24 protein-coding genes are annotated in these 19819 nt (G+C 57.8%); 15 read left to right on the top strand and 9 right to left on the bottom strand.

The genetic code is table 11. From position 1 onward, the window contains the following. The 3 genes from EIC84_RS23625 to EIC84_RS26225 form a co-directional block, all read right to left on the bottom strand. The coding region (locus tag EIC84_RS23625; RefSeq protein WP_134737348.1) for a hypothetical protein at nt 1-184 on the bottom strand (184 nt) is incomplete at its 3' end. Further along, nucleotides 181-669, bottom strand: a complete 489-nt coding sequence (locus EIC84_RS23620; protein ID WP_003061385.1) for a phage regulatory CII family protein — start codon at nt 667-669, stop codon at nt 181-183. The genes EIC84_RS23620 and EIC84_RS23625, both read right to left, overlap by 4 nt. A gap of 97 nt (nt 670-766) precedes the next feature. Further along, nucleotides 767-1018, bottom strand: coding sequence for a hypothetical protein (locus EIC84_RS26225; protein ID WP_003061386.1), 252 nt, complete (start codon nt 1016-1018; stop codon nt 767-769). 71 nt (nt 1019-1089) lie between these two features. On the opposite strand from EIC84_RS26225, the gene EIC84_RS23610 reads away from it, so the two are divergent. The 6 genes from EIC84_RS23610 (at nt 1090) to EIC84_RS23585 (ending at nt 5933) form a co-directional block, all read left to right on the top strand. Next, on the top strand, nt 1090-1779 hold the full coding sequence (locus EIC84_RS23610) for a S24 family peptidase (protein WP_080554078.1): 690 nt from the start codon (nt 1090-1092) through the stop codon (nt 1777-1779). Nucleotides 1780-2892: 1113 nt separating this feature from the next. Continuing rightward, nucleotides 2893-3153 carry a hypothetical protein gene (locus EIC84_RS23605; RefSeq protein WP_003061391.1) on the top strand — a complete coding sequence of 87 codons (261 nt, stop codon included), beginning with the start codon at nt 2893-2895 and terminating at the stop codon, nt 3151-3153. Between the two features lie 618 nt (nt 3154-3771). Then, nucleotides 3772-3909, top strand: coding sequence for a hypothetical protein (locus EIC84_RS26095; protein WP_003061407.1), 138 nt, complete (start codon nt 3772-3774; stop codon nt 3907-3909). Nucleotides 3910-3964: 55 nt separating this feature from the next. Next, nucleotides 3965-4159, top strand: a complete 195-nt coding sequence (locus EIC84_RS23595) for a hypothetical protein (RefSeq protein ID WP_003061409.1) — start codon at nt 3965-3967, stop codon at nt 4157-4159. A 64-nt stretch (nt 4160-4223) separates the two neighbouring features. After that, on the top strand, nt 4224-5147 hold the full coding sequence (locus EIC84_RS23590) for a recombination-associated protein RdgC (protein ID WP_003061411.1): 924 nt from the start codon (nt 4224-4226) through the stop codon (nt 5145-5147). 96 nt (nt 5148-5243) lie between these two features. Next, nucleotides 5244-5933 (top strand): hypothetical protein, encoded by a 690-nt coding sequence (locus EIC84_RS23585; RefSeq protein WP_003061414.1) that lies wholly within the window; start codon nt 5244-5246, stop codon nt 5931-5933. Between the two features lie 72 nt (nt 5934-6005). On the opposite strand, the gene EIC84_RS23580 is transcribed toward EIC84_RS23585, so the two are convergent. Beyond that, nucleotides 6006-6299: a hypothetical protein gene (locus EIC84_RS23580; protein WP_034361211.1), complete on the bottom strand. Its 294-nt coding sequence runs from the start codon at nt 6297-6299 to the stop codon at nt 6006-6008. Between the two features lie 16 nt (nt 6300-6315). Here EIC84_RS23580 and EIC84_RS23575 point away from each other — a divergent pair, with 16 nt between their 5' ends. The 5 genes from EIC84_RS23575 to EIC84_RS23555 all read left to right on the top strand — a co-directional run bounded on the left by EIC84_RS23575 (nt 6316) and on the right by EIC84_RS23555 (nt 8982). Further along, a complete protein-coding gene (locus EIC84_RS23575; protein WP_003061417.1) occupies nt 6316-7452 on the top strand; it encodes a hypothetical protein in 1137 nt (378 codons plus the stop codon). Continuing rightward, nucleotides 7452-7721 carry a hypothetical protein gene (locus tag EIC84_RS23570; protein ID WP_003061419.1) on the top strand — a complete coding sequence of 90 codons (270 nt, stop codon included), beginning with the start codon at nt 7452-7454 and terminating at the stop codon, nt 7719-7721. Before EIC84_RS23575 ends, EIC84_RS23570 begins: the two co-directional genes overlap by 1 nt. Next, the gene (locus EIC84_RS23565) at nt 7708-7935 is read left to right on the top strand and encodes a hypothetical protein (RefSeq protein WP_003061421.1); all 228 of its coding nucleotides are present in this window, start codon (nt 7708-7710) and stop codon (nt 7933-7935) included. The genes EIC84_RS23570 and EIC84_RS23565 overlap by 14 nt, the downstream gene beginning before the upstream one ends. Beyond that, nucleotides 7932-8294, top strand: coding sequence for a hypothetical protein (locus EIC84_RS23560; protein ID WP_003061422.1), 363 nt, complete (start codon nt 7932-7934; stop codon nt 8292-8294). Before EIC84_RS23565 ends, EIC84_RS23560 begins: the two co-directional genes overlap by 4 nt. A 106-nt stretch (nt 8295-8400) precedes the next feature. Further along, nucleotides 8401-8982, top strand: coding sequence for a hypothetical protein (locus EIC84_RS23555; protein ID WP_003061424.1), 582 nt, complete (start codon nt 8401-8403; stop codon nt 8980-8982). 437 nt (nt 8983-9419) lie between these two features. Here EIC84_RS23555 and EIC84_RS23550 read toward each other — a convergent pair whose 3' ends face one another. Beyond that, nucleotides 9420-10463: a site-specific integrase gene (locus EIC84_RS23550; protein ID WP_034361213.1), complete on the bottom strand. Its 1044-nt coding sequence runs from the start codon at nt 10461-10463 to the stop codon at nt 9420-9422. A gap of 486 nt (nt 10464-10949) precedes the next feature. Here EIC84_RS23550 and EIC84_RS23545 point away from each other — a divergent pair, with 486 nt between their 5' ends. Further along, nucleotides 10950-11168, top strand: a complete 219-nt coding sequence (locus EIC84_RS23545) for a hypothetical protein (protein WP_003053604.1) — start codon at nt 10950-10952, stop codon at nt 11166-11168. A 23-nt stretch (nt 11169-11191) separates the two neighbouring features. After that, complete coding sequence (gene infA / locus EIC84_RS23540) at nt 11192-11455, top strand: translation initiation factor IF-1 (protein ID WP_003061434.1); 264 nt, start codon at nt 11192-11194, stop codon at nt 11453-11455. A 677-nt stretch (nt 11456-12132) separates the two neighbouring features. Here infA and EIC84_RS23535 read toward each other — a convergent pair. Then, nucleotides 12133-13701: a sensor domain-containing diguanylate cyclase gene (locus EIC84_RS23535; protein ID WP_003061440.1), complete on the bottom strand. Its 1569-nt coding sequence runs from the start codon at nt 13699-13701 to the stop codon at nt 12133-12135. 949 nt (nt 13702-14650) lie between these two features. Here EIC84_RS23535 and EIC84_RS23530 point away from each other — a divergent pair. Continuing rightward, nucleotides 14651-14965: a hypothetical protein gene (locus EIC84_RS23530; protein ID WP_003061444.1), complete on the top strand. Its 315-nt coding sequence runs from the start codon at nt 14651-14653 to the stop codon at nt 14963-14965. Nucleotides 14966-14969: 4 nt separating this feature from the next. Here EIC84_RS23530 and EIC84_RS23525 read toward each other — a convergent pair whose 3' ends face one another. Continuing rightward, on the bottom strand, nt 14970-15902 hold the full coding sequence (locus tag EIC84_RS23525; RefSeq protein WP_003061447.1) for a LysR family transcriptional regulator: 933 nt from the start codon (nt 15900-15902) through the stop codon (nt 14970-14972). 119 nt (nt 15903-16021) lie between these two features. Between EIC84_RS23525 and EIC84_RS23520 the strand changes: the two genes are divergently transcribed. Then, nucleotides 16022-17011 (top strand): bile acid:sodium symporter family protein, encoded by a 990-nt coding sequence (locus EIC84_RS23520; protein ID WP_003061449.1) that lies wholly within the window; start codon nt 16022-16024, stop codon nt 17009-17011. 67 nt (nt 17012-17078) lie between these two features. Here the strand turns inward: EIC84_RS23520 and EIC84_RS23515 are convergent, their stop codons facing one another. Continuing rightward, on the bottom strand, nt 17079-19055 hold the full coding sequence (locus EIC84_RS23515) for a LapD/MoxY N-terminal periplasmic domain-containing protein (RefSeq protein WP_034361216.1): 1977 nt from the start codon (nt 19053-19055) through the stop codon (nt 17079-17081). Nucleotides 19056-19120: 65 nt separating this feature from the next. Further along, a complete protein-coding gene (locus EIC84_RS23510) occupies nt 19121-19804 on the bottom strand; it encodes a transglutaminase-like cysteine peptidase (RefSeq protein WP_003061455.1) in 684 nt (227 codons plus the stop codon). Nucleotides 19805-19819: the final 15 nt, after the last annotated feature.

Genomic DNA, 19819 nt, shown 5'->3' with positions numbered 1-19819 from the left:
CCAGGCCCAGCTTCACGGCGACCTTGCGCATCAGCAGCGCAGGTGCATCGCCCTTGTCCAGCAGCCCCTCGCCCTTGAGGCACAGCAAGGCCACAAAGTGCCAGCGATCCTCAAAGGCCAGCAGCTTCAGCTTGTCGTCATCGACCATACGCGTGTAGGTGCGAAACCATGGGAGCTTGCTCATCGTTCTGACCTCGCAGCTCCAGCGGGCTTGCCAGCGGCGTTCACAGCGCGGGCAGCCTGGCGCAGCTTGCGAAGCACTTCCTCGGCCTCGGCAATCTCGCGCTCGATCTGCGCCAGCTCGTTATTGGTGATCACCCCGTCCTGCATGGCCTCGATCACGGCACTGGTGACATGAGAGGTCTCCAGGACCAGCTTGGAGACTTTCGCCACGGGACTGACTGACTCGTTGACCGGCTCTGTCACCACCTCGAAACGACCGCCGCACTCCTGAGCCACCATGGCGGCGTAGTCATAGCAGTGAGGGCGGCCTTCTTCGCAGGCGATGCGGGCAATGGTCAATGCGTCCACCGCGCCGAGCTTGTGGGAGGCCGCGCCAGACAGCTCTTTGCGCAGCACCTCGCCAGTCTTGCCAATACGAACGGCCACCACTTCGCGGCCGCCAGGATAGTTGTCTACGCCACGGCGCAGGGCATCAAGTGTGCTCATGTCCGGATCTCCAGAAAAAGGACGTTGCGGGCTTGGCCGCTGGAAAAGACACTGGCTGCATGGAAATAAATGCAGGCCGAGAACCAAGAAACAGGCATCAACTCTTTGCCGGGGTGAAGGCGCTCTCGTGTTCAGCGCTGACTGGACGGGTGCGCAGCGGGGCGGTTGCCTCTGCCAAGTCGATTCCGGCCAGCGCCTTGCGATATGCAGCCTTCAGGTACATCACCCGGGCACGAGGAATCCCATCCCTCTTCCAGTCGCTGACGCTGGGGGGCTTGATGTCAAAGATCCGTGCGACGGCAAACGTCCCGCCGAGCGCGTCAATTACCTTGGTTGCGGATGTGTTCATATGGCAAATGTTAGATCAAGCTAACAATAAACGCAAGCCCAAGCTAACAAATAAATAGTTAGGCTAGGCTAATGAGCAACATTCAAGAAAGACTCAAAGATGTTTTCCAGCAGCCGCTGGAACGAGGAGTCATGGCTAACATCGCAAAGAAGTGCGAAGTAAGTCGCCCAACGGTTTCCGCTTGGTTCAACAATCCGGAGAAGGTGTCTTCTATCAGCAGAACCCATGCCGAAATCATCTGCACTGAGTACCAACTGAGCGTGTCCCCTGCGTGGCTTGCTGAGGGAATTGGCCCGAAAGACTTGCCCCCAGGTACCCGCCTCGTGATCGCAGAGCATTCGAATGTGGAGCCGGCCCTAGAACTTAAGAAATCAAGAAGAGTGCCAATTACAGGAAGCGTGCGCGGTGGAGACGACGGCTATCTGGTGCAAGACACCACTCCCGACGGCTGGGTGGAATACTGGACGGGAGACCCCCAGGCCTATGCCCTGCGCATCAAAGGAGACTCCATGCATCCGCGCTACCGCGCAGGCGAATTCGTGGTCGTCACTCCCAGCATAGAAGCCCAGCCAGGTCGCGATGTTGTGGTGAAACTTCACGATGGCAAGTGCCTGCTCAAGGAGCTCAACTGGATTCGCGGCGACGAAATCCAGCTGCTGAGCATCAACAACGGCTATGCCCCGATGACGATCTCCAAAGAGGATGTGGAGTGTGTTTGCCGCGTGGCTGGATCCGTGGGACCGGATTCCATGGTGTTCTAAGTGCCAAGCAAGGCAAACTGGAGATACAGATGAAGTGCTTTTTAGGTGTGGTATCCGCCATCGCATTGGCAGGGTGCGCTGGCATGGTGACATCCAACACTGGAGACTCGGTGACTATCGAACACGATGGCTTCGTCTCAATCGACTCAGCCCGGGAGGTGGCTATTGCGGCCTGCAAACAAAATGGCAAGACAAACGCCAAACTACTAAGATCCGCAAACAAGAACCCGCGCTTCGCCGCAGGGACAGGGGTTCAGTTCAGCACCTTCGCTTGCGAATAAGCAATCCCCATGCTCTTAGTCAGACCCGCCTCGTGCGGGTTTTTCTTTGCCCAAGGCTTTCCAAATCTCAAATAAATTTGCTTAAGCTACCATTTAGTTAGCCTAGGCTATTGACACAATGTTCGCTCAGGCTAACAATAACTCATCGCAGCAACAAACCGCAGCGATGGGTGCCAAGCGATCGAGCCGCGTGCCACGGGTCTTTAAAAAGCAGCTGGTGTGATTTGGAGAGGCGGCGGCGTGGATGGACACGCATAGAGCCAGGGTAGCGACCTGTGGGGAAGAGACACGCGCAACGAGCGCGCTCAACGAAACCCAGAAAAGCCGGTGTCGAGCCCGGCCCGACTCCCCAAATCACATCAGCCCACATAGATAGCGAAATGGCCAAGCGCAGTGAATACAGCGCGCGGCGCGGGTCAACCCCGTCCCCATGCAGAGGAAGTCTGTACACGGGGCAAGCCTTCTGCTCAATGAGGTGAAGGCACGCGGAAAGAAGTGCAACGCGTGAGACCAGAGCACTGCTGAATCGATGCCAGCGAAAGCATCCCAACTAGGCAGCCACGCTGCTGCAAAGGAGAACACATGCGAGATGAATAGGCCGGATGACCCGGCCCAGCCCCTGCCATTCGCAGACAGGCGTAGAAAGCCGCACGAAAGCCGGCACGGGATCAAAGTTGGCCGATGGTTTGAGGAGTCGCCCGCCCTCTTACACCAGGTGACGCCGCCACGTGCACACATCTGCGCAAGCAGCGCCAGCCCCTGAGCGAGATCAGGGGCAAAGCAAAAGCAGCTTCCAACAGGAGGCTGTTTCTGTTTTCACAAGGAGAGAGCCATGTGCGAATGCAAAGAAGACATCGAAAGGCGCGTGCTGGAGAAATTCAAGCAGGAGCACCCGAACGCGACCGGCCACGAGGTTGAAATGGGAGGCTACGCCATCGTTTTTGGCAAGGGTGGCGGCTTGCGACCTGCCGCGCGCATCGACCTGACAGCCAAGGGATTCACCAAGACCGGGAAGGACAAGGCAATCCGAAGCAAGGCCTCGATGCTGGCGACTTACTGCCCCTACTGCGGCGAGAAATTTGTAAAGGACTAAAGGAGTTTCAAAAATGTGAGCGTTTAGCCAGCATGCGGCATGCATGTGCCCTCTCCCGCAGGGCTATAGCGGGGCCATCACGCAGGTGGGCTGGACACGGTTCGACTCCGTGGACTACACCGATGCGCCATGCGCGCTAGGTCTAGGTGGCCCAGTCCACCGCCGTGATGGTGAGGCGCACATTGCGCTGATCACCGGCCCAACCGGCGCGGCCAGAAAGCGCCGGGGACAACACGGAGGCTCCATGTAATCACTCTTCAACGGTCTGAAACACTCGCCTGCCCTGTGCGTTACCAGGGCCATCTGGCGTGACCACTCGAGCAGGTACGGCAGCACAGGAATTCGCCTGGGCTACCGGCAATTGAGAACTCGGCGCATCCGCGTCGTGGCGACAGTGGTCACACCAGATGGCGCGGCAATTTCTCTAACCCTTGCGCATATGTACAGCTGGACCCTCATCCGGCGAACCGCTGCGCTGTCTACCCTTTTCAGCCGGGCCCGGGGCTTCCCTCCTCCCTCCAAACCTTCCTCCCCAGGCGCGACCCGAAAGGTCGCCGGCTCTTTATTCAGGCCCGCAGCAACCGCTCGCGGGCTTTTTCTTTGCCCGCAGGAGACCCCATGCATCCGACTCCACCTACAGCCCACAACACAAAGCTGCTGATCGCGGCGCAATGGGCTCTCACCGGCTTCGGCCTTTTCTGCCTGGTCGGCGCTGTCGTGGTGATGGCACTCACGCCGGAAGCTTGGCCCATCTGAACATCAATTTTGATAGCTGGTCGCGCTTTCTGCATAAGCGCTAAGGAGCGAAACCATGACAAAGCTGCTTGAAGCCCTGATCTTGATCGTTGCCATCTGCTTGGGTCTGGCTTGGCTGGCCGTGCCAGATGCCCAGGCCGATGAGCCCCAGACCATCGCCCAGAACCTGCGCGATGAGTTTGCCTGCCCTGGCATGCATGCCGAGTGGTTGGACGAAAAGACCGTGCAATGCCTGAAAGTGCTGCCGTGAACGCAGCGCCCTCTCCCGCCCCATCTGCCACCGCTCTGGTGGCTTTCTCTTTTCTGGAGTCCTGATGTTCAAAAGCATGATCATTTACCGCATTGCCGAGAGCTGGCAAGGCGATCTGCAGGCGCTGGAGGATGCGCTGCAGCAGACAGTTTTCGAGGAGTGCGGCGCCACGCAGGAGCGCTCCGTGGGCTGGGTGCCGCCGCGCAGCGAGCCGCATGGCCCGCTGGTCGAATCCGTTGCCGGTCAGTGGGTCATGCGCTTCATGACCGAGGCCAAGGTGCTGCCGGCCAGCGTGCTCAATCGCAAGGTCAACGAGAAGGCCGAGCACATCGAAAAGACCGAGGGCCGCAAGCCCGGCAAGAAGGAGAAGCGCGATCTCAAGGACGAGGCCAAGCTGGACCTGCTGCCCATGGCCTTCACCAAGCAGGGCAGCATGTGGGTCTGGATCGATCCGCAGGCGCGCACCCTGGTGCTCGATACCAGCGCCCAGAGCCGCGCCGACGAGGTGGTCACGCTGCTGGTCGAAGGCCTGCCCGGCTTTGCCCTGGCTCTGCTGGATACCCAGACCAGCCCACAGGCAGCCATGGCGCACTGGCTGATGACGCAGGAGCCGCCCGCCGGCTTCACCGCCGACCGCGAGACAGAGCTGAAAGCTGCCGACGAGTCAAAGGCCGTGGTGCGCTACGCCCGCCACCCGCTGGATATTGATGAGGTGCGCCAGCACATCGAGCAAGGCAAGCTGCCCACCAAGCTGGCCATGACCTGGGACGACCGAGTGAGCTTTGTGCTGACCGAAGGCCTGCAGATAAAGAACATCGCGCTGCTGGATGCGGTCATGGACGGCAACAGCAAAGAGGACGGCGGCTTTGATACCGACGTAGCCATTGCCACCGGCGAGCTGTCGCGCCTGATTCCGGATCTGATCGAAGCCCTGGGCGGAGAAGGCTGCGCCGCGCTTGGTGGCATATTCAACTCACTGGCCACATGACGCCCAACAACATCGAAATCCAGTAGTCAGATATATCCTAGCGGATTAGGACCTAATCCAATATCATCGCGCCAATGTAACAAAAGAGTATTGGCTATGGATGAGGAAGTTATAAAATTCAGAGATCAATTTGACAACGATAAGGGATTACAGTCAGTAAGAAAATTGTTAGTTACGACTTGCATGATATTTTTAGCACTAAATCTGACTGGAGCAAGCATAGAGGAGGCAAACACCTTTATTTTTAAAATTAAGTTTTCAAACTATAAAGGCCTCAGCTATTTATTTGCAGCGACTATCATTTTTCTAACAATTAGATATTACTCTTTCGCGCAACCATATCATAAAAGGATAAATGACTACTGGATTGCACGATTAATGCTAGACACGGAATTTTTCTACTACGACAAGCAATCACAAGAAGTAAAAGGACTACTTCAGGAAGCTATCGTGGCGTGGGGCGGAGACTACCCAGGCATTCAGCACCCAAGATATAAGTTTTCCGGATTTTTTCGCAGGTCTATTGAGTATGATTTCTTGGATCATTTCGAGGGTGAAGATGGTCGAACAGAACAATATATAGGAACCCATGAGATAAAATTACACTCATTCACAGAAAAATGGACTGCCTGCGACTATAAAAGAGTATTTTTCTTAGAATTCAAATATCAAATTGATGCTTTATTTAGACATCGAGAAAATCTAGACTTATTTGCCCCCTACATGCTAAGCATCGTCACCATATTAGCATTTTCATTTAAAGGTGAAATTTTAAGATCCATCTAAAAAACAGTCTTCAGCACCGTCAATTGAATCACACCTGCCCGCCACTGAGCGGGCTTTCTGCTTTCTGGAGCCCTACTTTCTGCGCTGCAAGTTCTTCAGGGCCTGCCAGGCAGCCTGCTTCGCCTCAGCACTGGCCCCTGGATCCTCAAGCAGGTCCCTCAACCTTGCAGGCCCTCCAGGCTTGGCTGCCACAACTTCAAAACGAGGCTGAATCGGGGAGTTGCGGCTCTTATCAATCGAATTCATTTTTCTCTCCATTTGATACGCCAAAAGCGGCGCAATCCAGTAGAGCACCGACATCAAAAAAACCCACTGCGGGCAAATTTCGGAACACCACCCCAGCCCGCAGCCGCGGGCTTTTCTCATTCTGGGAGCCACCTATATGCAAGACAACATTCCCGAAGGCCTGATTGCCGCCTTTGAGCGCCAGTATGGCGTGAGCTTTGATCATCCCGATTTTCGTAATGAGCGACTGGCAATGCGCTACGGCTGGCAAGCAGCGATAGAGCACAAGCCCTGCCTGGTCCAGATTCAGGAGCCCGCCTCTATGCAGGCAGCGCCCGCAGCCGTGGCAGTGCCTGATGATCATGCCGCGTTTGAGCGCGAGCTGATCGACAACCATCACTACGTCCCCTCTGACTTCACCTTTAAAGACGGGTTCTATGGGGGTGACGATGACTACATCCAGTTTGGCTGGGATGTGTGGAAAGCCCGAGCCGCGCTTGCCGCTACCCCAGCCGCCGTGGAGGCACCTGCCACCGAGCGAATGATGGAGCTGGTCGATGCTTGGTTCGGCCAGATGAAATCGGGCAATGTGATTTCCCAGGGCATGGCGCGACAGAGGATTGTCATGTTTGTCGAAGCGCTTGCCGCCACCCCGGCAGCAGCAGCGCCAGTGGTGCTGCCTGAGCCTGCCGCTGTAGTGACATTCGAGTGGCGCAAGAAGCCTGATGTGAAATGGCTCATAGACACTGTGGTACGCGGCACAAAGCTCTATACAGAGCAGCAAGTGCGCGCCCTGCTGGGCGGAGTATCCGCACCTGCAGCAGAGGGTTCTGTAATTCGTTGGGTATCCAATGGCCTGATTGGCGCGCGGCCGACAACGCACGATCTGCGGGAAGCGATTGCAGTTGCCGAAGATTGCCAGCGATGTGACTGCACTGACTGTACCAAGGCAATGACGTTGCCCCTCAAGCTGGTTGAAGCGATCAACACCGCTGTCGGAAGCAACGAGTGGCAAGGCGATTCAGTGGTTACAGACTTGCTGGAGCCTGCATGCAGGGCAATCGCCAGTCTCTCGCCCCAGGCGCAGGCAGACGCGCGGGATGCGCTGACCGACAGCGCGCTGCTGGATGCAATGGAGCGGCAGCGCATCGCTGTGGTTCCAGAGTACGAGGGCCCATGGGACGCTGAGGTCTACAACGGCGATGAAAAGCCGAATCACTGCGGGTCTGGATCGACACCGCGCGAGGCCATCCGCGCCGCCATCGCTGCCCAGGCAGCGCAAGGGGGTGAGTGATGGGTATCCCCAAAGGAATAGATCTGTCGAAGTTGGTGGACTACACCGTGATCGAAGATGGACCATGGTGGCGCGCAGGATCTGGCGATTCCCGATTCGGCCAAGTTGGCCAGCAAATAGGAGTCGTCAGTCTGAAGCATGCCGGCGGGTACGCAATCGTTATGCAGATGCAGAGCGGGAAGATCGAAACCTTCCGACCCATGCAGCTGTTTCCGTATGAAGCCCAGGCAGCCCAGCAGACACAAGGGGGCGGCGATGCGACTGATTGAAATACTGATCAGGGACTGGTCAACCTGGATCGGCGGTCAGCGCGCCTATCAAGACTCAGATGGCGACCTCATCGCCAGTGATGGCTACTGCTTTCGCAACGTTGTGGGCAATGCAGAGATCGCAAGCGACCGCGCAACTGCCATCGTCACAGAGCTGCGGTGGCGAGAAGCCAAGGCCGCACAGCGCGACCAGGCGCAGAAAGGCCAAGCATGAGCACCCCAGACTCCAACATCAGGAAGTTCCCAGGGACTGAGCTTCCGGAGCAGACGCTCACAGCCAATAAGAACTGGAACAACTTCTGCGAGCACAAAAAGATCTCCCTGGATGATCACAGCCGCACCGTGCGCTGCGCCGCTTGCGACCAGGTATTCGATCCGTTCGATTTCCTGCAAAAGGAAGTCACTCGCCTGCAGCGCGCCTGGGAAGACCACAAGCATGTTCAGAAAAGCTTGAATGACCTCAGGGATGGTGTCGAGTCCTTGAAAAAGGAAGAAGCCCGTCTGAAGGCGCGCATCAGAACGGCCAAGGCCAAGGTAGCGCCGGTAATCGATGTGAGGAACCGCGAACTATGAGCAAGCGAGCCCGCGACCGAGGCGACAAGCGCGACAGATGGCGCGGACCAATCAACCACCCCGAGCCCCGCCACTGAGCGGGGTTCTGCTTTTAGGGAGCTACCCAATGAAAGAAACCGGCTTGATGTTCAAAGCGCCCTTGGTGCGCGACATCCTGAGCGACCTGAAGACCCAGACGCGCCGCGCATTCAGCGAGCACATGATGAAGCAGATGCGCGCTGCTGCTGCCATTGGAGAGGTGTCGCACTTTCTGGACGAGGGGAGCCTGCAACCCAACGACCTTGCATATGTGCAGCAGTTCTCACCGGTGGGCCAGCCCGGCGACCGCATCTATGTGCGCGAGACATTCGCCCGTGTGCCCACGGTCTGCGGCAGCGATGAGGTTGTTTTTGCCGCCGACTACCAGGACGGCAGCGACAAGGCCGCAGGCGTGAAATACACCCCAGCGATTCACATGCCCAAAGATCTGGCCCGAGTCTGGCTGGAAATCACTGGAGTGCGGGTGGAGCGCCTGCAGTCCATCAGCCGAGGGGATGTCATGGCCGAAGGATGCCCGTTCCCCAACTTGGCCGATGGTGCAGACCCGCGCGATTGGTTTGCCGAGGTGTGGAAGTCCACCGGCGGTGACTGGGCCGCAAATCCCTGGGTCTGGGTGATCGACTTCAAGCGCATCGAGAAACCGCGATGACCAGCGCCAGCACCGTGGGCCTGCCAGAAGATAAGGCCTACATAGCTCACCACTTTAACTGCCCCACCTGCTGCGCTGCCGGCCGATCTGGCGGCAAGCAGGCGCGCTGCCCCGATGGTCTGCAGCTCTGGGATGCCTACAACCAGGCCGCGCGCCTTATCAGCCATCCAAATAAGAAAGTCCCGAACCGCGGACCCAACTATTAACACGCACTATGACCGCATCTACAGAAAACTCTGCCCTGCTCGCCTTGAAAAGCCAAGTGGCCATTTTGACGAGCGCTGTCCAAATGCTGTGCGTACAGCAAGGCTCACGCCTCACACGAGCTCAGCTGTCGCACAGGCTGGGCATTCACCGCAACTCATTGAATGTTCGCCTCGCGCAGGACAGAACCATGCCCCGCCCCGGCACAGATGGCAAATGGCTGCTGTCTGAAATCATTGAATGGGAGTCGCGGCGCGCCCAGCGTTAAGCCGTGCGGCAATATCAGATCCCGTGGGGTTGTAATACGTTAGCGCGCGCTTCGTATCCGTCCACCCAAACGCTTTGCACAGATCCAGCACATGCAGCACCTGAGCCATACGGGTCGCTGCTGTGTGTCGGGTGTCGTGAAAGGTGAACCCGTCCAGTTCTGCTTTAGCTCGGTGACGGCGGAACAACGCGTCAAGTGACGCAGCCTCCACGCCGAACACCAGCACATCATGAAACCCACGCATCATTTCGATGTTTCTGCGTGCGGCATGGGTCAATGGGACCTGGCGCCCTTTACCCGTCTTCGTGCGACCTGTATGCAATATACAGAATGAGTCTCGCACATCATCCCACTCTAAATTAGCGATCTCGCTGGCGCGCATCCCAGTTTGCAGAGCGGCAATGAAGCAATGTGCCACAGCATGCTTTGTAGTGGTCGCTCTCCTGCCTCTCGTCCATTCCAGTTGCCTCAGCATGGCGCGGATCTCTGGGCCCGCGATGATTCGCTCCCGATGATCGGGCGTCTTTGGCCTGCGCACATCAGCCATGGGATTGCTTGTGATCCAGCCCCAGTCCTGGCGAGCGGTATCGAGAACATGGCTCACCAATGCAATTTCACGCAGCACTGTACCTTTGGACACCGCCTTCAATCGAGCATCACGCCACTGAATAAGGTCCTGGGCATCCAACTCTGCCATCCGCCTCTTGCCCGGCCAGTGCGGGTGCTTTGTCGTAATTGCTTCTATGCGAAGCAGCTCCCATCGTGCACCACGCTTTTCTGGAGAAACTTCCTCCCCATACTTCTTCATTGCGTCGTTCAAATTGAACGCTTCGCCGCGGATCTTGGCAGCCACTGCCCCACCCTCAGCAGCAGCCCGAAGCTCGGTTCTACGAGCATCGGCCCACGCCCGCGCTTCGCGCTGCGTAGGGAAGGTTGCGGCGTCACGCGCGCCTTTATAGAAGACCTGTATCCGCCAGCTTCCTGAAGGCGTCTTTTGGGGTGCAGACATGGGCAAAAAAACGGGTAAAAGTGGGTAGAAATGGGTAGAACTTCTGTTCAAAACCTTGCATTCATCGCACTATACCAATTTTTCAATTCTCATAACATGTTGATTTAATTCATATTTATGCATCTATTGCACAGTGCCGCACAAGCGTTCGATTCATCTCTCCGGCACCAGAATAAAAGCCCTAGGTTCACAAGAGCCTGGGGCTTTTTCTTTTGCGGCTCCTCGGTTTCATCACGATTTGCGCATAAAAGAACAATGCTTTATAATCTGCGGATTGCTGCGTGGCACTTGCCCTGCGCAGTATCTCTCAGGCAGTTCTCACGTTGCCCACGCTTGACTCCATACAGTCATAGCACTCCATGGCAAGAAGCTTAAGCCACCCGCAAGCGGCTGGCTTATTTGATCCCGGCTCATCAGAGCTGGACTCCTTCATTTTTCATTGGTCGGCATGCCCTGCCCTGGGTTTGTGCCGCCCGTTGACTCGATATGCATACAGAACAAATCACAGAGCGTGTCGGCAACTACATTGTGACTGCCCTCACCCAAATGACTCACTCCGGCAAGGTTGCTGCAGCGGTTTCCATCCGACGCGGAACCTATGACCGGATTTTCAGGTTTATCCGCCAGTTCGACACCCCGGATATGGCCAGCAAATATGCCCTCGCCGAGGGGCGCAGCATGGTGCTGGACAACCAGTTGAACTGACCTCTTTGTAGAAAGGAAATATTTTGGCCAAAGAAGAATTGATTGAAATGCAAGGCAGAGTGGACGAGGTTTTGCCGGACGCCCGCTTTCGTGTGACGCTGGACAACGGCCACCAGCTGATTGCCTATTCCGGCGGCAAGATGCGCAAGCACCGTATTCGCGTGCTGGCAGGCGACAAAGTAACGCTGGAGATGTCTCCCTATGATCTGAACAAGGGTCGCCTGACCTTCCGTCATATCGAGCGTTCCAACAACAGCAACCCTGCGCCGCAGCAGCGCCGCCACTAAGCCTCGGCGGTTGATCTGGTGCGCTACGGCGACCAGTTCGACATGCTTGTGTCAGCTGCAGGATCACGGGGCCGCGCAAGCACCCGGCCTGCAGCTCAATTGCAAGCTCTGCCTGCTCCAGATGCAGATCGCAGAGGTCAGCTCTGGCTCTTCGATGCTCGCACTGCCTTCAGCGCGTATCGATATGGATCGCTGAGGCACTCTCACGCCATTTGCTTGAGATTCCCACCGCCTGCACATCCAGCCTGGAATCAGGCATGCACAAAGTCCGCCACCAGTCATCGGTGGCGTTGCTATCGCTGGCCTCATCCCAGCTCCTGCCCCTCGCTGCAAGTGTTGAAATTTCTTGTAGATCTGCGACCTTCCTGCACGTAGCGCTGGCCTCGATGCAGGTCATAACTATCAGAGCCAGCATCAACATGATGCCCTGTCGTAAATCATGCGATAGGCCAACCTGCCTGCGTTCGCGGGCACCAGTGTTCAGGCCAGATATTCGCAGGAATACGCCAACCGGCTTCGGTGCTTTTGCTGCGTCCTGCGCCGACCTCTTGGCCATGGATCGACAAATACCTCCAGGCAGCGTTCCCCTTTGGCAAGACTACGGATTTGAAATGATGGCTCGCGCCCTCAGATTGCTTGAATGTCGTCCAAGGATCCGAGAGATCAGCTCCGACAGTTCAGCACTCGGCACGATTGCGCCCAGCCGCCTTGGCCCGATACAGGGCTTGATCGGCCGCTTCAACCAGATCCAGCGGACTCGCCAGTCCATGCCTGCCCTGCATGCTTGCCGCTCCTATGCTCACAGTGACATGGCCGAATTGGCTGGACTCATGGGCAATGTCGAGTCCTCGTATGCACTTCAGCAACTCCTCGGCAACGCGCATGGCCCCCTCCAGCGCGGTATTGGGAAGAATGATGGCAAGTTCCTCTCCGCCGTAACGTGCTGCCAGATCCCCTGAGCGCTTGGCCGACAGCTCCAGCTGCCGCGACACCGCTTTCAGGCATTCGTCGCCGGCGACATGACCATAGCGGTCATTGAAGCCCTTGAAATGGTCCAGATCGATGAGCAAAAGCGAGAGCACCGTCCCGTCACGCGCGGCACGCCGGACCTCCAGTTGCAGTACCTCGTCGAAGCGTCGCCGGTTCGCCAGCCCTGTCAAAGAATCCTGGGTGACCAACCGCTCCAGTTCGAGGTTGGCATCCAGCAACTTCTCACGCACTGCCATCAAGGATGTCTCTGCCTGCGCACGCTGTCGGATGAGCAGGATCAGACGCCAGCCTATCAGTGTGACAACTGCCAGCAGGCCTAGCACCACACCAGCCGTCAGCAGCGCCTGGCTTCGCCAGGCTTGCAGTGCCTCATACCGCCCCCGGGCCACCACCGTGAAAACGGGATAACGATCATTGCTCCTGAAGGCATATAGCCTTTCCGTTCCATCTATGCCGGACTCAAAGGACGCCGTGCCGGATTTCAGGTTTGAGTAATAGCGCAGAAAGTTAGGGGAGCGAGAGAAGTCACGCCCCAGATCCTGTTCACGAAATGGATAACGCACCAACAACTGTCCGCTGGTCGTTGCGAATCCAATAGACCCTTGCTCGCCGACATCAATCTTGCCGAACAAGTGCAGAAAGTTCTCTATCCCCAGCACGACAACGATGACCCCGGCAAAGTCCCCCTCTTGGTTCTCAAATCGCCGGCTGATGGTAAGCACCCATTCACCCGTAGAGCGACTGCGTATGGGCGCACCGATGAAGATCTCGTGCGACGGGTTATCGCGGTGGTATGAAAAAAAGCGACGGTCAGCGCTGTTGCTTCCCTCGAGAAATTTCCCTCTCGATGACATAAGCCATTTACCGCTCGCGTCGATGACAAGCAATTCATTGAGCTGGGAAAGCAGATGTTCCTGGCGACCGACCAGTTGCTGCATGCGCGCAAGATGCTCAGGCGTGGTGCCCTCCACCTCCAGGCGCTCAAGCATGCCGAGCAGCAGCATGGAGCTCTGGGTGAAGACCCCCTCGGCATAGGTGTTCAGCGTCTGTGCAAGATTGCGATTGTTGGTATCAATCTCGCTCAGAGTGCGTTGATGCGCCGACCAGATTTGCCAGCTGGTGGCTACCAGTACAGAGACCCAGATTACCAACAGCAGACTGGTCGCCAGCTGTGCATCGCGCTTGGCAGCCAGAACTTTGCACCCGCCACCACGACTGGTGACGCTGGCCTCCCTCTTCTTTTTTCGACACCACACCTCAACACTCCTCTCATCGTCAACCTAGCAAGAGCGGCACTTTTGCATTGCCTGTAGTTTCCCTGCTTAGATTGGACAGGGTCGGACGGATTTTCCACCATCTCGTGAAACGACACGGGGCAGAGCAGCAGACGAGGCCGAACCTGAAGCTACGGTTCAATCACTGCCAACGGGGCCGCAGCGATCATTCCTGCTCAAGGAAACAATGCGGCACAGCTCCCAGGGCTGCTAGGGCTGCGGCGGCAGTTGGCAGACTGTGCCTGGTACCCATCGACATAGGACATTCTGGTTCGCCTGCCCGGCTTGCCGATGGGAACGGCTGGCAGACGGGTGATCCATCCAGTGAGCAGGACATGGGATCACCCCTCTGTGGCGCCATCGATCTGGCGATAGACAGCGCCAGAGCCGAGCCATCTCTTGACCGCACGCGCCAGCCGATCGACCAAGGCAACACCATCAGAAAAGGTCTGCCCGGAAAGCAGCGGCCATGGTCCAGACATGCAATCCAGCAATCGAAGCCTCTTCGGGCGCAGACATGCCTCGATAGGAAACCAGCGAGCCGGCCCAAAGCGGTCTTCCGAGGCTCAGTCAATCCCGGCTCCGGTTTGCGAAATCAATGTCCGTCTCCTGAAGCCATGACATTCGAGTAGCTGTGTCTACTACCACGGTCCAGATCAAAGCAGTTATCCATTGAAAAGCTATCTTTTGAATAGCTTGTTCCACTTCAATTTACTTGATTTCAGATAGAAATCATGTCAAAGCTAATGTATTTCAAGCACAAGCCGCTCTCTTTTGCATAAGTACCAGCACCTCACGCACGTCCAGCGCACAGCCACAGCACAAATCTCGCTCATGAATTGATACAGTCTCTTCGGTGCATTGCGCTTATGCTCGCAGCGTTTTAAAACCGATGCGGCCATGGCTTGGGCCATGGACTGCCCCACCCACAATGAAGAAAATCCTTGCTCTTGTTTCCATCTGCCTGCCTGTGGTGCTGATTGCCACGCCACTGAGCAGCCAGGCACATGATCGTCATCACCATCACCACAAGCGCGAGCACAAGGAAGAGTACTGGGACGGCCACTGCAAAGTGGAGCGCAAGTGGAAGAACAATGGCGAGTACAAGGAAAAGCGAAAGTGCAGAAACCGTCCAGATGCCTACTATGCGCCACAACCGGTTTATGTAGCCCCGCCCCAGCCGGTATATGTCGCGCCGCAGCCGCAAGGGCTGGTGATTGATTCACGCATCGTGCTCAGGCCCTGAGCCGCTATTCGCCCAGAAGGCCGACAGCCTCCGCTGCAATCAGATCCCAGACCAAGTGCGCGACGGGCGATAGCTCACGCTGCTGCCGCTTGACCAGCATGATGCTGCGCTGCACCCGGGGCACCAGGGGACGGCTGACCAAAGCGGCACTGCCAGCTGCCGCAGTCGTAGCAGTCTGAGCTGCCCAGGCCGAGGGAATGGCGAGACGCGGCACCACGCTCAAACCCAGGCCTTGCTGCACCATGCTGTAGATGGTGGCCGTATGTCCCACCTCCTGCACCACCGATGCAGCCGCGCCATGCGCCTGCAGTGCGGCATCGATCAGGCGTCGGCTGCCCGATGCATGATCGAGCAGCACCAACGATTCACCAGCCAGCTGTTCCCAGTGCACCTCTTTCTTGCGCGCCAGGCTATGCGAGGAAAGGCAGACCAGACAAAAAGGCTCGGTCAGGATGGTCTGTGCATGCAGGTCCTGTTTCTCGGATGGGTCGATCACCACCCCAAAATCCACCTCCCCGCTGCGCACGCTGAGCAGCACATCGCTTTGAATACGATCGAGCAGCTGGATATTGACGCCCGGTGACTGTTGTCTGCCACGCGCAATGCATTGCGGCAGCAGGTTGGCGGAAAGCGTGGGACTGCTGGCCACCTTCACGCGGCCCTTGCGCTGAGTCGCCAGGCCTTGCACTTCGAGCAGGCAGGCATCGAGATCCTCAAGCACGCGCGAGAGATTGCCCAGCAGCAGACGGCCTGCCTCGGTCAGCTCCACCTCACGCGTAGTGCGATGCAGCAGCAGCAAGCCCAAGGCCTGCTCCAGATCCGTCACATTGCGGCTGACAGCAGGCTGGGTCAATGCCAGGGCATCGGCAGCACGACTGAAACTGCTGCTTTGGGCCACTGCCACAAAGGCACGCAGTTGACGCAGACTGACATTCATATCAAAAAATTATAGGTCTATCGAATAAATCCATTTCTCTTTTAAATGGATTGCGTGTCCAATACGCAGCCATCGCGCACCGGTCCGGTGCTTTGCATGGATGGCTTCAGTTCAAGAATATGTCTCGCCCCCGCTTTCTCCCCGATAACTTCACACTGGCACTGATTGCCACCGTCATCTTCGCCAGCTTTCTGCCCGCCTCGGGCCAGGTCGCCAAATATGTGGAACTGACCACCACCGGCATCGTCAGCCTGCTGTTCTTTCTGCACGGCGCCAAGCTCTCGCGCCAGGCCATCCTGGCGGGCATAGGTCACTGGCGCCTGCATATCTGGATCTTCATCGCCACCTTTGTGCTGTTCCCCGTTCTGGGGCTGGCGCTGCGCCCGGTGCTTTCGCCCATGGTCACCACCGAGATGTATATCGGCGTGCTGTTTCTCTGCACCCTGCCCGCCACGGTGCAATCGGCGATTGCCTTCACCTCCATGGCGCGCGGCAATGTGCCCGCCGCCGTGTGCAGCGCGTCCGCCTCTACCCTGCTGGGCATTCTGGTCACGCCGATTCTGGTGAGCCTGATACTGCACAAAAATGCAGAGGGTGGCGATGCACTGCATGCCATTGGCAAGATTGCCATGACGCTGCTGCTGCCCTTTGTCATCGGTCATCTGATGCGCCCTGTGATCGGCGGCTTTTTGCAGCGTCGTGCCTCCATCATCAAGCTGGTGGACCAGGGCTCCATTCTGTTTGTGGTCTATGCCGCCTTCAGCGCGGCCGTCATCAGCGGCCTGTGGAAGCAGACACCCATGCCCTCGCTGCTGGGCTTGATCGTGTTGTGCTGCATTTTGCTGGCCGTCGTGCTCCTCATCACCACCTGGGGTGCACGCCGCCTGGGCTTCAGCAAGGAGGACGAGATCACTCTCGTGTTCTGCGGCTCCAAGAAAAGCATGGTCAGTGGTATTCCCATGGCCAATGTGCTCTTTCCCGCCGCCTCCGTGGGTGCAATCGTGCTGCCGCTGATGCTGTTCCATCAGATCCAGCTCATGGTCTGCGCCGTACTGGCGCAGCGCTATGCCAAGCGTGTGCAGATCGCCGATCAGAGCGAAGCTCATTAAGAGCACAAGACCCATAAAAAGGGGCGCTTCATGCGCCCCTTGTTCTTTTCACGGAAGATCCATCATTTCAAGTAAGCAGCGTCAGCGCGTTTTGCTGACGCAGCAGCTTCGCAGCCTCCGTATTGACGACATCGGTCACCACCACTTGAATTCCAAGCCCGGTCGCAGTCTCGACGATGGCCTGCAGCAGATGCAAGGCACCAGGGCTTTGCGCAGCCTGCTCCGAGAATTCACCACCCAGTTTCACATAGCGCAGCGGCAAGGTATGGAGCTTGGTCAGGCCCATGGGCTGCTGATCCAGACGGCGCAGTCCCACGCCGACACCGGCCAATGCCATGGCCCGACAGAACTCGGCCACTTCCTCGGGATAAGCCGTCAGTCCATGCGCATCCAGCTCCAGACAGAGCAGGGACAGGCGATGCTCCCACTTCTGTGCACTCAGCTCTTCACGCAGCCGGCCCAGGAAGTCGGGCTGGGCCAGCGAGGGCAAGGAGATTCGAATGACCAGCTCGCAATCGTTCTGCTCAAGCCATGCAGCCCCGAGGGCCACCGCTCGCAAATCGAATTCTGCCGACAAGCCCAGGCGCACGGCGACCGGCAGGAACAGCGACCCCATCAAGGTCTCGCCGGAAGCAGTGCGCAGCGAGAGCGACGCTTCGCCGCGCTCCTGCATCCCGTTTCGGCCCTTGAATTGCAGTAGTTGAACGGACAGGGAAAGCGCATCCTGTGCCTCCAGGGCGGCAATCAGCATCTGACGCCACAAGGTTTCTCCGGCCAGATCGGAAACCACCTCATCATCGCCGTAGGCTACATATTCCACCTCGGCCTGGCCCGAACTCTCGGCTCGCATCAGACCGTAGTCCAGCCGCGCAAGCACACCTGTTACCGAACTCGATGCCGAGTAATCGGTCAGGGCAAAGCTCCAGCGGCACCATTGGCCGCTACTCAAGGTCACACGCATGGACAGCAGCACCTGTCGGATCTGCTGCACCAACGACATGGCCTGGGGCCCGGCCAGGGCCGGCATGAGAACCACAAAGTCCGAGCCATTGAGGCGCGCCAGTTGGGCCTTGCACTCGGCATGACTCTTCAACACCTGATTGACCTGTTCACCCATCGCAGCCAACCATGCATCGGCACTGGCCCGGGACATCTGCGCATTCAGAGCCAGCAGATCACGCTGCCTGAACAGCATCACATGGCCATGTGCCGCAACGCCATCAGTTTCACTGAGCGCGCGACGCAACTCATTGACAAAGTACTTGCGATTCGGCAGCTGAGTAACTGGATCAAGATTGACCTCCAGCTCCAGTGATTCGATACGCTCCATTTGCTCCTGCGCCGTAGCCTGCACCCGCTCTCGGGTGTCTGCAATGGCGCTGAGTACGGGCACCAGCTCGGCAACCGCGGCCTTGACGGGCTTCGCCGGTGCCTCACTTCCTGCCTGACGTCCAATCGCCTGAACCTGCGCCGAGATTTCCTGCTGCAAGACCTTGCGAAACCATCTGAATAGCAAGACTACAAAGAAAGCCCAGGCCAGCCCGGCCAGCACCACCACCCCCGTCAAGCGCACGCTGCTGCCCCACAGTGCCTGGCTCGCATAGCTGTCGTCCACAACCAGCGTCAATTGCCCAACCTGCTTCCAGCCATCGCTGATCACACGCTCTGCCTTTGGCGAACGCAGCGGCAGCACCTCCACAAACCACGGCGGAGCAGCACCGTCCTTGAGCTTGGCAGAACTATCGGTAATGCCGTTGTCGCGTCTGCGCTCGAACAAGGTCTCGCCCTGGGGGGACGCTAGGCGGATCAGCTTGAACTGCCCGCCATCGAACAAGGCCATCATCAGCAACTCCTGCGTGACCGGATCCTGGTTGGCCGGCTGCGACAGCGACAAGGCCAGCGAAGATGCGGCGTTCTCACTCTCGGACTGCAACTGCCCATCCAGATACTGGCGCGCAGCACCAATGCTGAAAGCCAGGGTGCCGATCAAGATTGCCACAATGGCCACCGTCACGCTTATCAAAAGTTGTTTTAACAACGACATCTTGCTGCCTTATCTGTGTCGGCCATTCAACATGGCTCCGCTGCCCGCACCGCCAAACATGGCATTCATGGCAAAAAACCTTCCTGCCTCATGCGTGCCAGCAGATCGCGCCAACGCGTGATCCTGTCCACCGAAGCAGGCTGTGCACCCGCGACATATACACCCTGTGCATTGAAGCTGAATACTGGAGTCAAGTCCTTGCGCTGGCTTGCCGGCATGATGTTGTCCAGCAGACTGTCCAGCACCAGCGGCTCGGCTGCAGGTGTCTCGTAATAGCCCAGCACCATATGCGCAATGCTCTGCGTACTACCCACGCCCCCCAGGCGGGCACGCACATAGATCAGGCGCAGTTTCTCTACCGCCACGCCCAGGCGCAGCAGCGAAAAATACTTGCCAATCACGTAATCCTCACAGTCTCCAGCCCCCCTACCCAGGGTTTCAAGAGGCGTGGCCCAATAGTCGGACTGGGACCAGAGGACGCTGTCCTCAGACTGCAACACTGCGCGATTCCAGAACGTGTTGACGGCCGGCAGCTGCTGCTGCAGCGACCTGTCTTTCTGGGCTTGCAGCATCGTCAGCCACTGACCCAGCCTCTGGACACCTGCGGCGCCATAACGAGACTGCATGCTGCTCTGCAGCCGCTCGCCGTCGAAATCCAGCGCGACGGCCTCAAATCCGTTCTGCAGCGCCCAGGCTCCGAGAATCGCCGAGCCATACAAAAGCATGCCTCTGCGCGACAGACGCTGCATTTTTTCCACGGGCTG

Origin of the sequence: Comamonas sp. A23, assembly GCF_004522605.1 — a bacterium.
Lineage (GTDB): Bacteria > Pseudomonadota > Gammaproteobacteria > Burkholderiales > Burkholderiaceae_C > Comamonas > Comamonas thiooxydans.
Note: the sequence above shows the minus strand (reverse complement) of the source record. Positions and strands in the feature narration are given on the sequence as shown.

Excerpts from the sequence above, each read along its gene's own strand:
- EIC84_RS23620 (WP_003061385.1), bottom strand. The coding sequence starts at position 669 with ATGAGCACACTTGATGCCCTGCGCCGTGGCGTAGACAACTATCCTGGC.
- EIC84_RS26225 (WP_003061386.1), bottom strand. The coding sequence starts at position 1,018 with ATGAACACATCCGCAACCAAGGTAATTGACGCGCTCGGCGGGACGTTT.
- EIC84_RS23610 (WP_080554078.1), top strand. The coding sequence starts at position 1,090 with ATGAGCAACATTCAAGAAAGACTCAAAGATGTTTTCCAGCAGCCGCTG.
- EIC84_RS23605 (WP_003061391.1), top strand. The coding sequence starts at position 2,893 with ATGTGCGAATGCAAAGAAGACATCGAAAGGCGCGTGCTGGAGAAATTC.
- EIC84_RS26095 (WP_003061407.1), top strand. The coding sequence starts at position 3,772 with ATGCATCCGACTCCACCTACAGCCCACAACACAAAGCTGCTGATCGCG.
- EIC84_RS23595 (WP_003061409.1), top strand. The coding sequence starts at position 3,965 with ATGACAAAGCTGCTTGAAGCCCTGATCTTGATCGTTGCCATCTGCTTG.
- EIC84_RS23590 (WP_003061411.1), top strand. The coding sequence starts at position 4,224 with ATGTTCAAAAGCATGATCATTTACCGCATTGCCGAGAGCTGGCAAGGC.
- EIC84_RS23585 (WP_003061414.1), top strand. The coding sequence starts at position 5,244 with ATGGATGAGGAAGTTATAAAATTCAGAGATCAATTTGACAACGATAAG.
- EIC84_RS23580 (WP_034361211.1), bottom strand. The coding sequence starts at position 6,299 with ATGAGAAAAGCCCGCGGCTGCGGGCTGGGGTGGTGTTCCGAAATTTGC.
- EIC84_RS23575 (WP_003061417.1), top strand. The coding sequence starts at position 6,316 with ATGCAAGACAACATTCCCGAAGGCCTGATTGCCGCCTTTGAGCGCCAG.
- EIC84_RS23570 (WP_003061419.1), top strand. The coding sequence starts at position 7,452 with ATGGGTATCCCCAAAGGAATAGATCTGTCGAAGTTGGTGGACTACACC.
- EIC84_RS23565 (WP_003061421.1), top strand. The coding sequence starts at position 7,708 with ATGCGACTGATTGAAATACTGATCAGGGACTGGTCAACCTGGATCGGC.
- EIC84_RS23560 (WP_003061422.1), top strand. The coding sequence starts at position 7,932 with ATGAGCACCCCAGACTCCAACATCAGGAAGTTCCCAGGGACTGAGCTT.
- EIC84_RS23555 (WP_003061424.1), top strand. The coding sequence starts at position 8,401 with ATGAAAGAAACCGGCTTGATGTTCAAAGCGCCCTTGGTGCGCGACATC.
- EIC84_RS23550 (WP_034361213.1), bottom strand. The coding sequence starts at position 10,463 with ATGTCTGCACCCCAAAAGACGCCTTCAGGAAGCTGGCGGATACAGGTC.
- EIC84_RS23545 (WP_003053604.1), top strand. The coding sequence starts at position 10,950 with ATGCATACAGAACAAATCACAGAGCGTGTCGGCAACTACATTGTGACT.
- EIC84_RS23530 (WP_003061444.1), top strand. The coding sequence starts at position 14,651 with ATGAAGAAAATCCTTGCTCTTGTTTCCATCTGCCTGCCTGTGGTGCTG.
- EIC84_RS23525 (WP_003061447.1), bottom strand. The coding sequence starts at position 15,902 with ATGAATGTCAGTCTGCGTCAACTGCGTGCCTTTGTGGCAGTGGCCCAA.
- EIC84_RS23520 (WP_003061449.1), top strand. The coding sequence starts at position 16,022 with ATGTCTCGCCCCCGCTTTCTCCCCGATAACTTCACACTGGCACTGATT.
- EIC84_RS23515 (WP_034361216.1), bottom strand. The coding sequence starts at position 19,055 with ATGTCGTTGTTAAAACAACTTTTGATAAGCGTGACGGTGGCCATTGTG.
- EIC84_RS23510 (WP_003061455.1), bottom strand. The coding sequence starts at position 19,804 with ATGCAGCGTCTGTCGCGCAGAGGCATGCTTTTGTATGGCTCGGCGATT.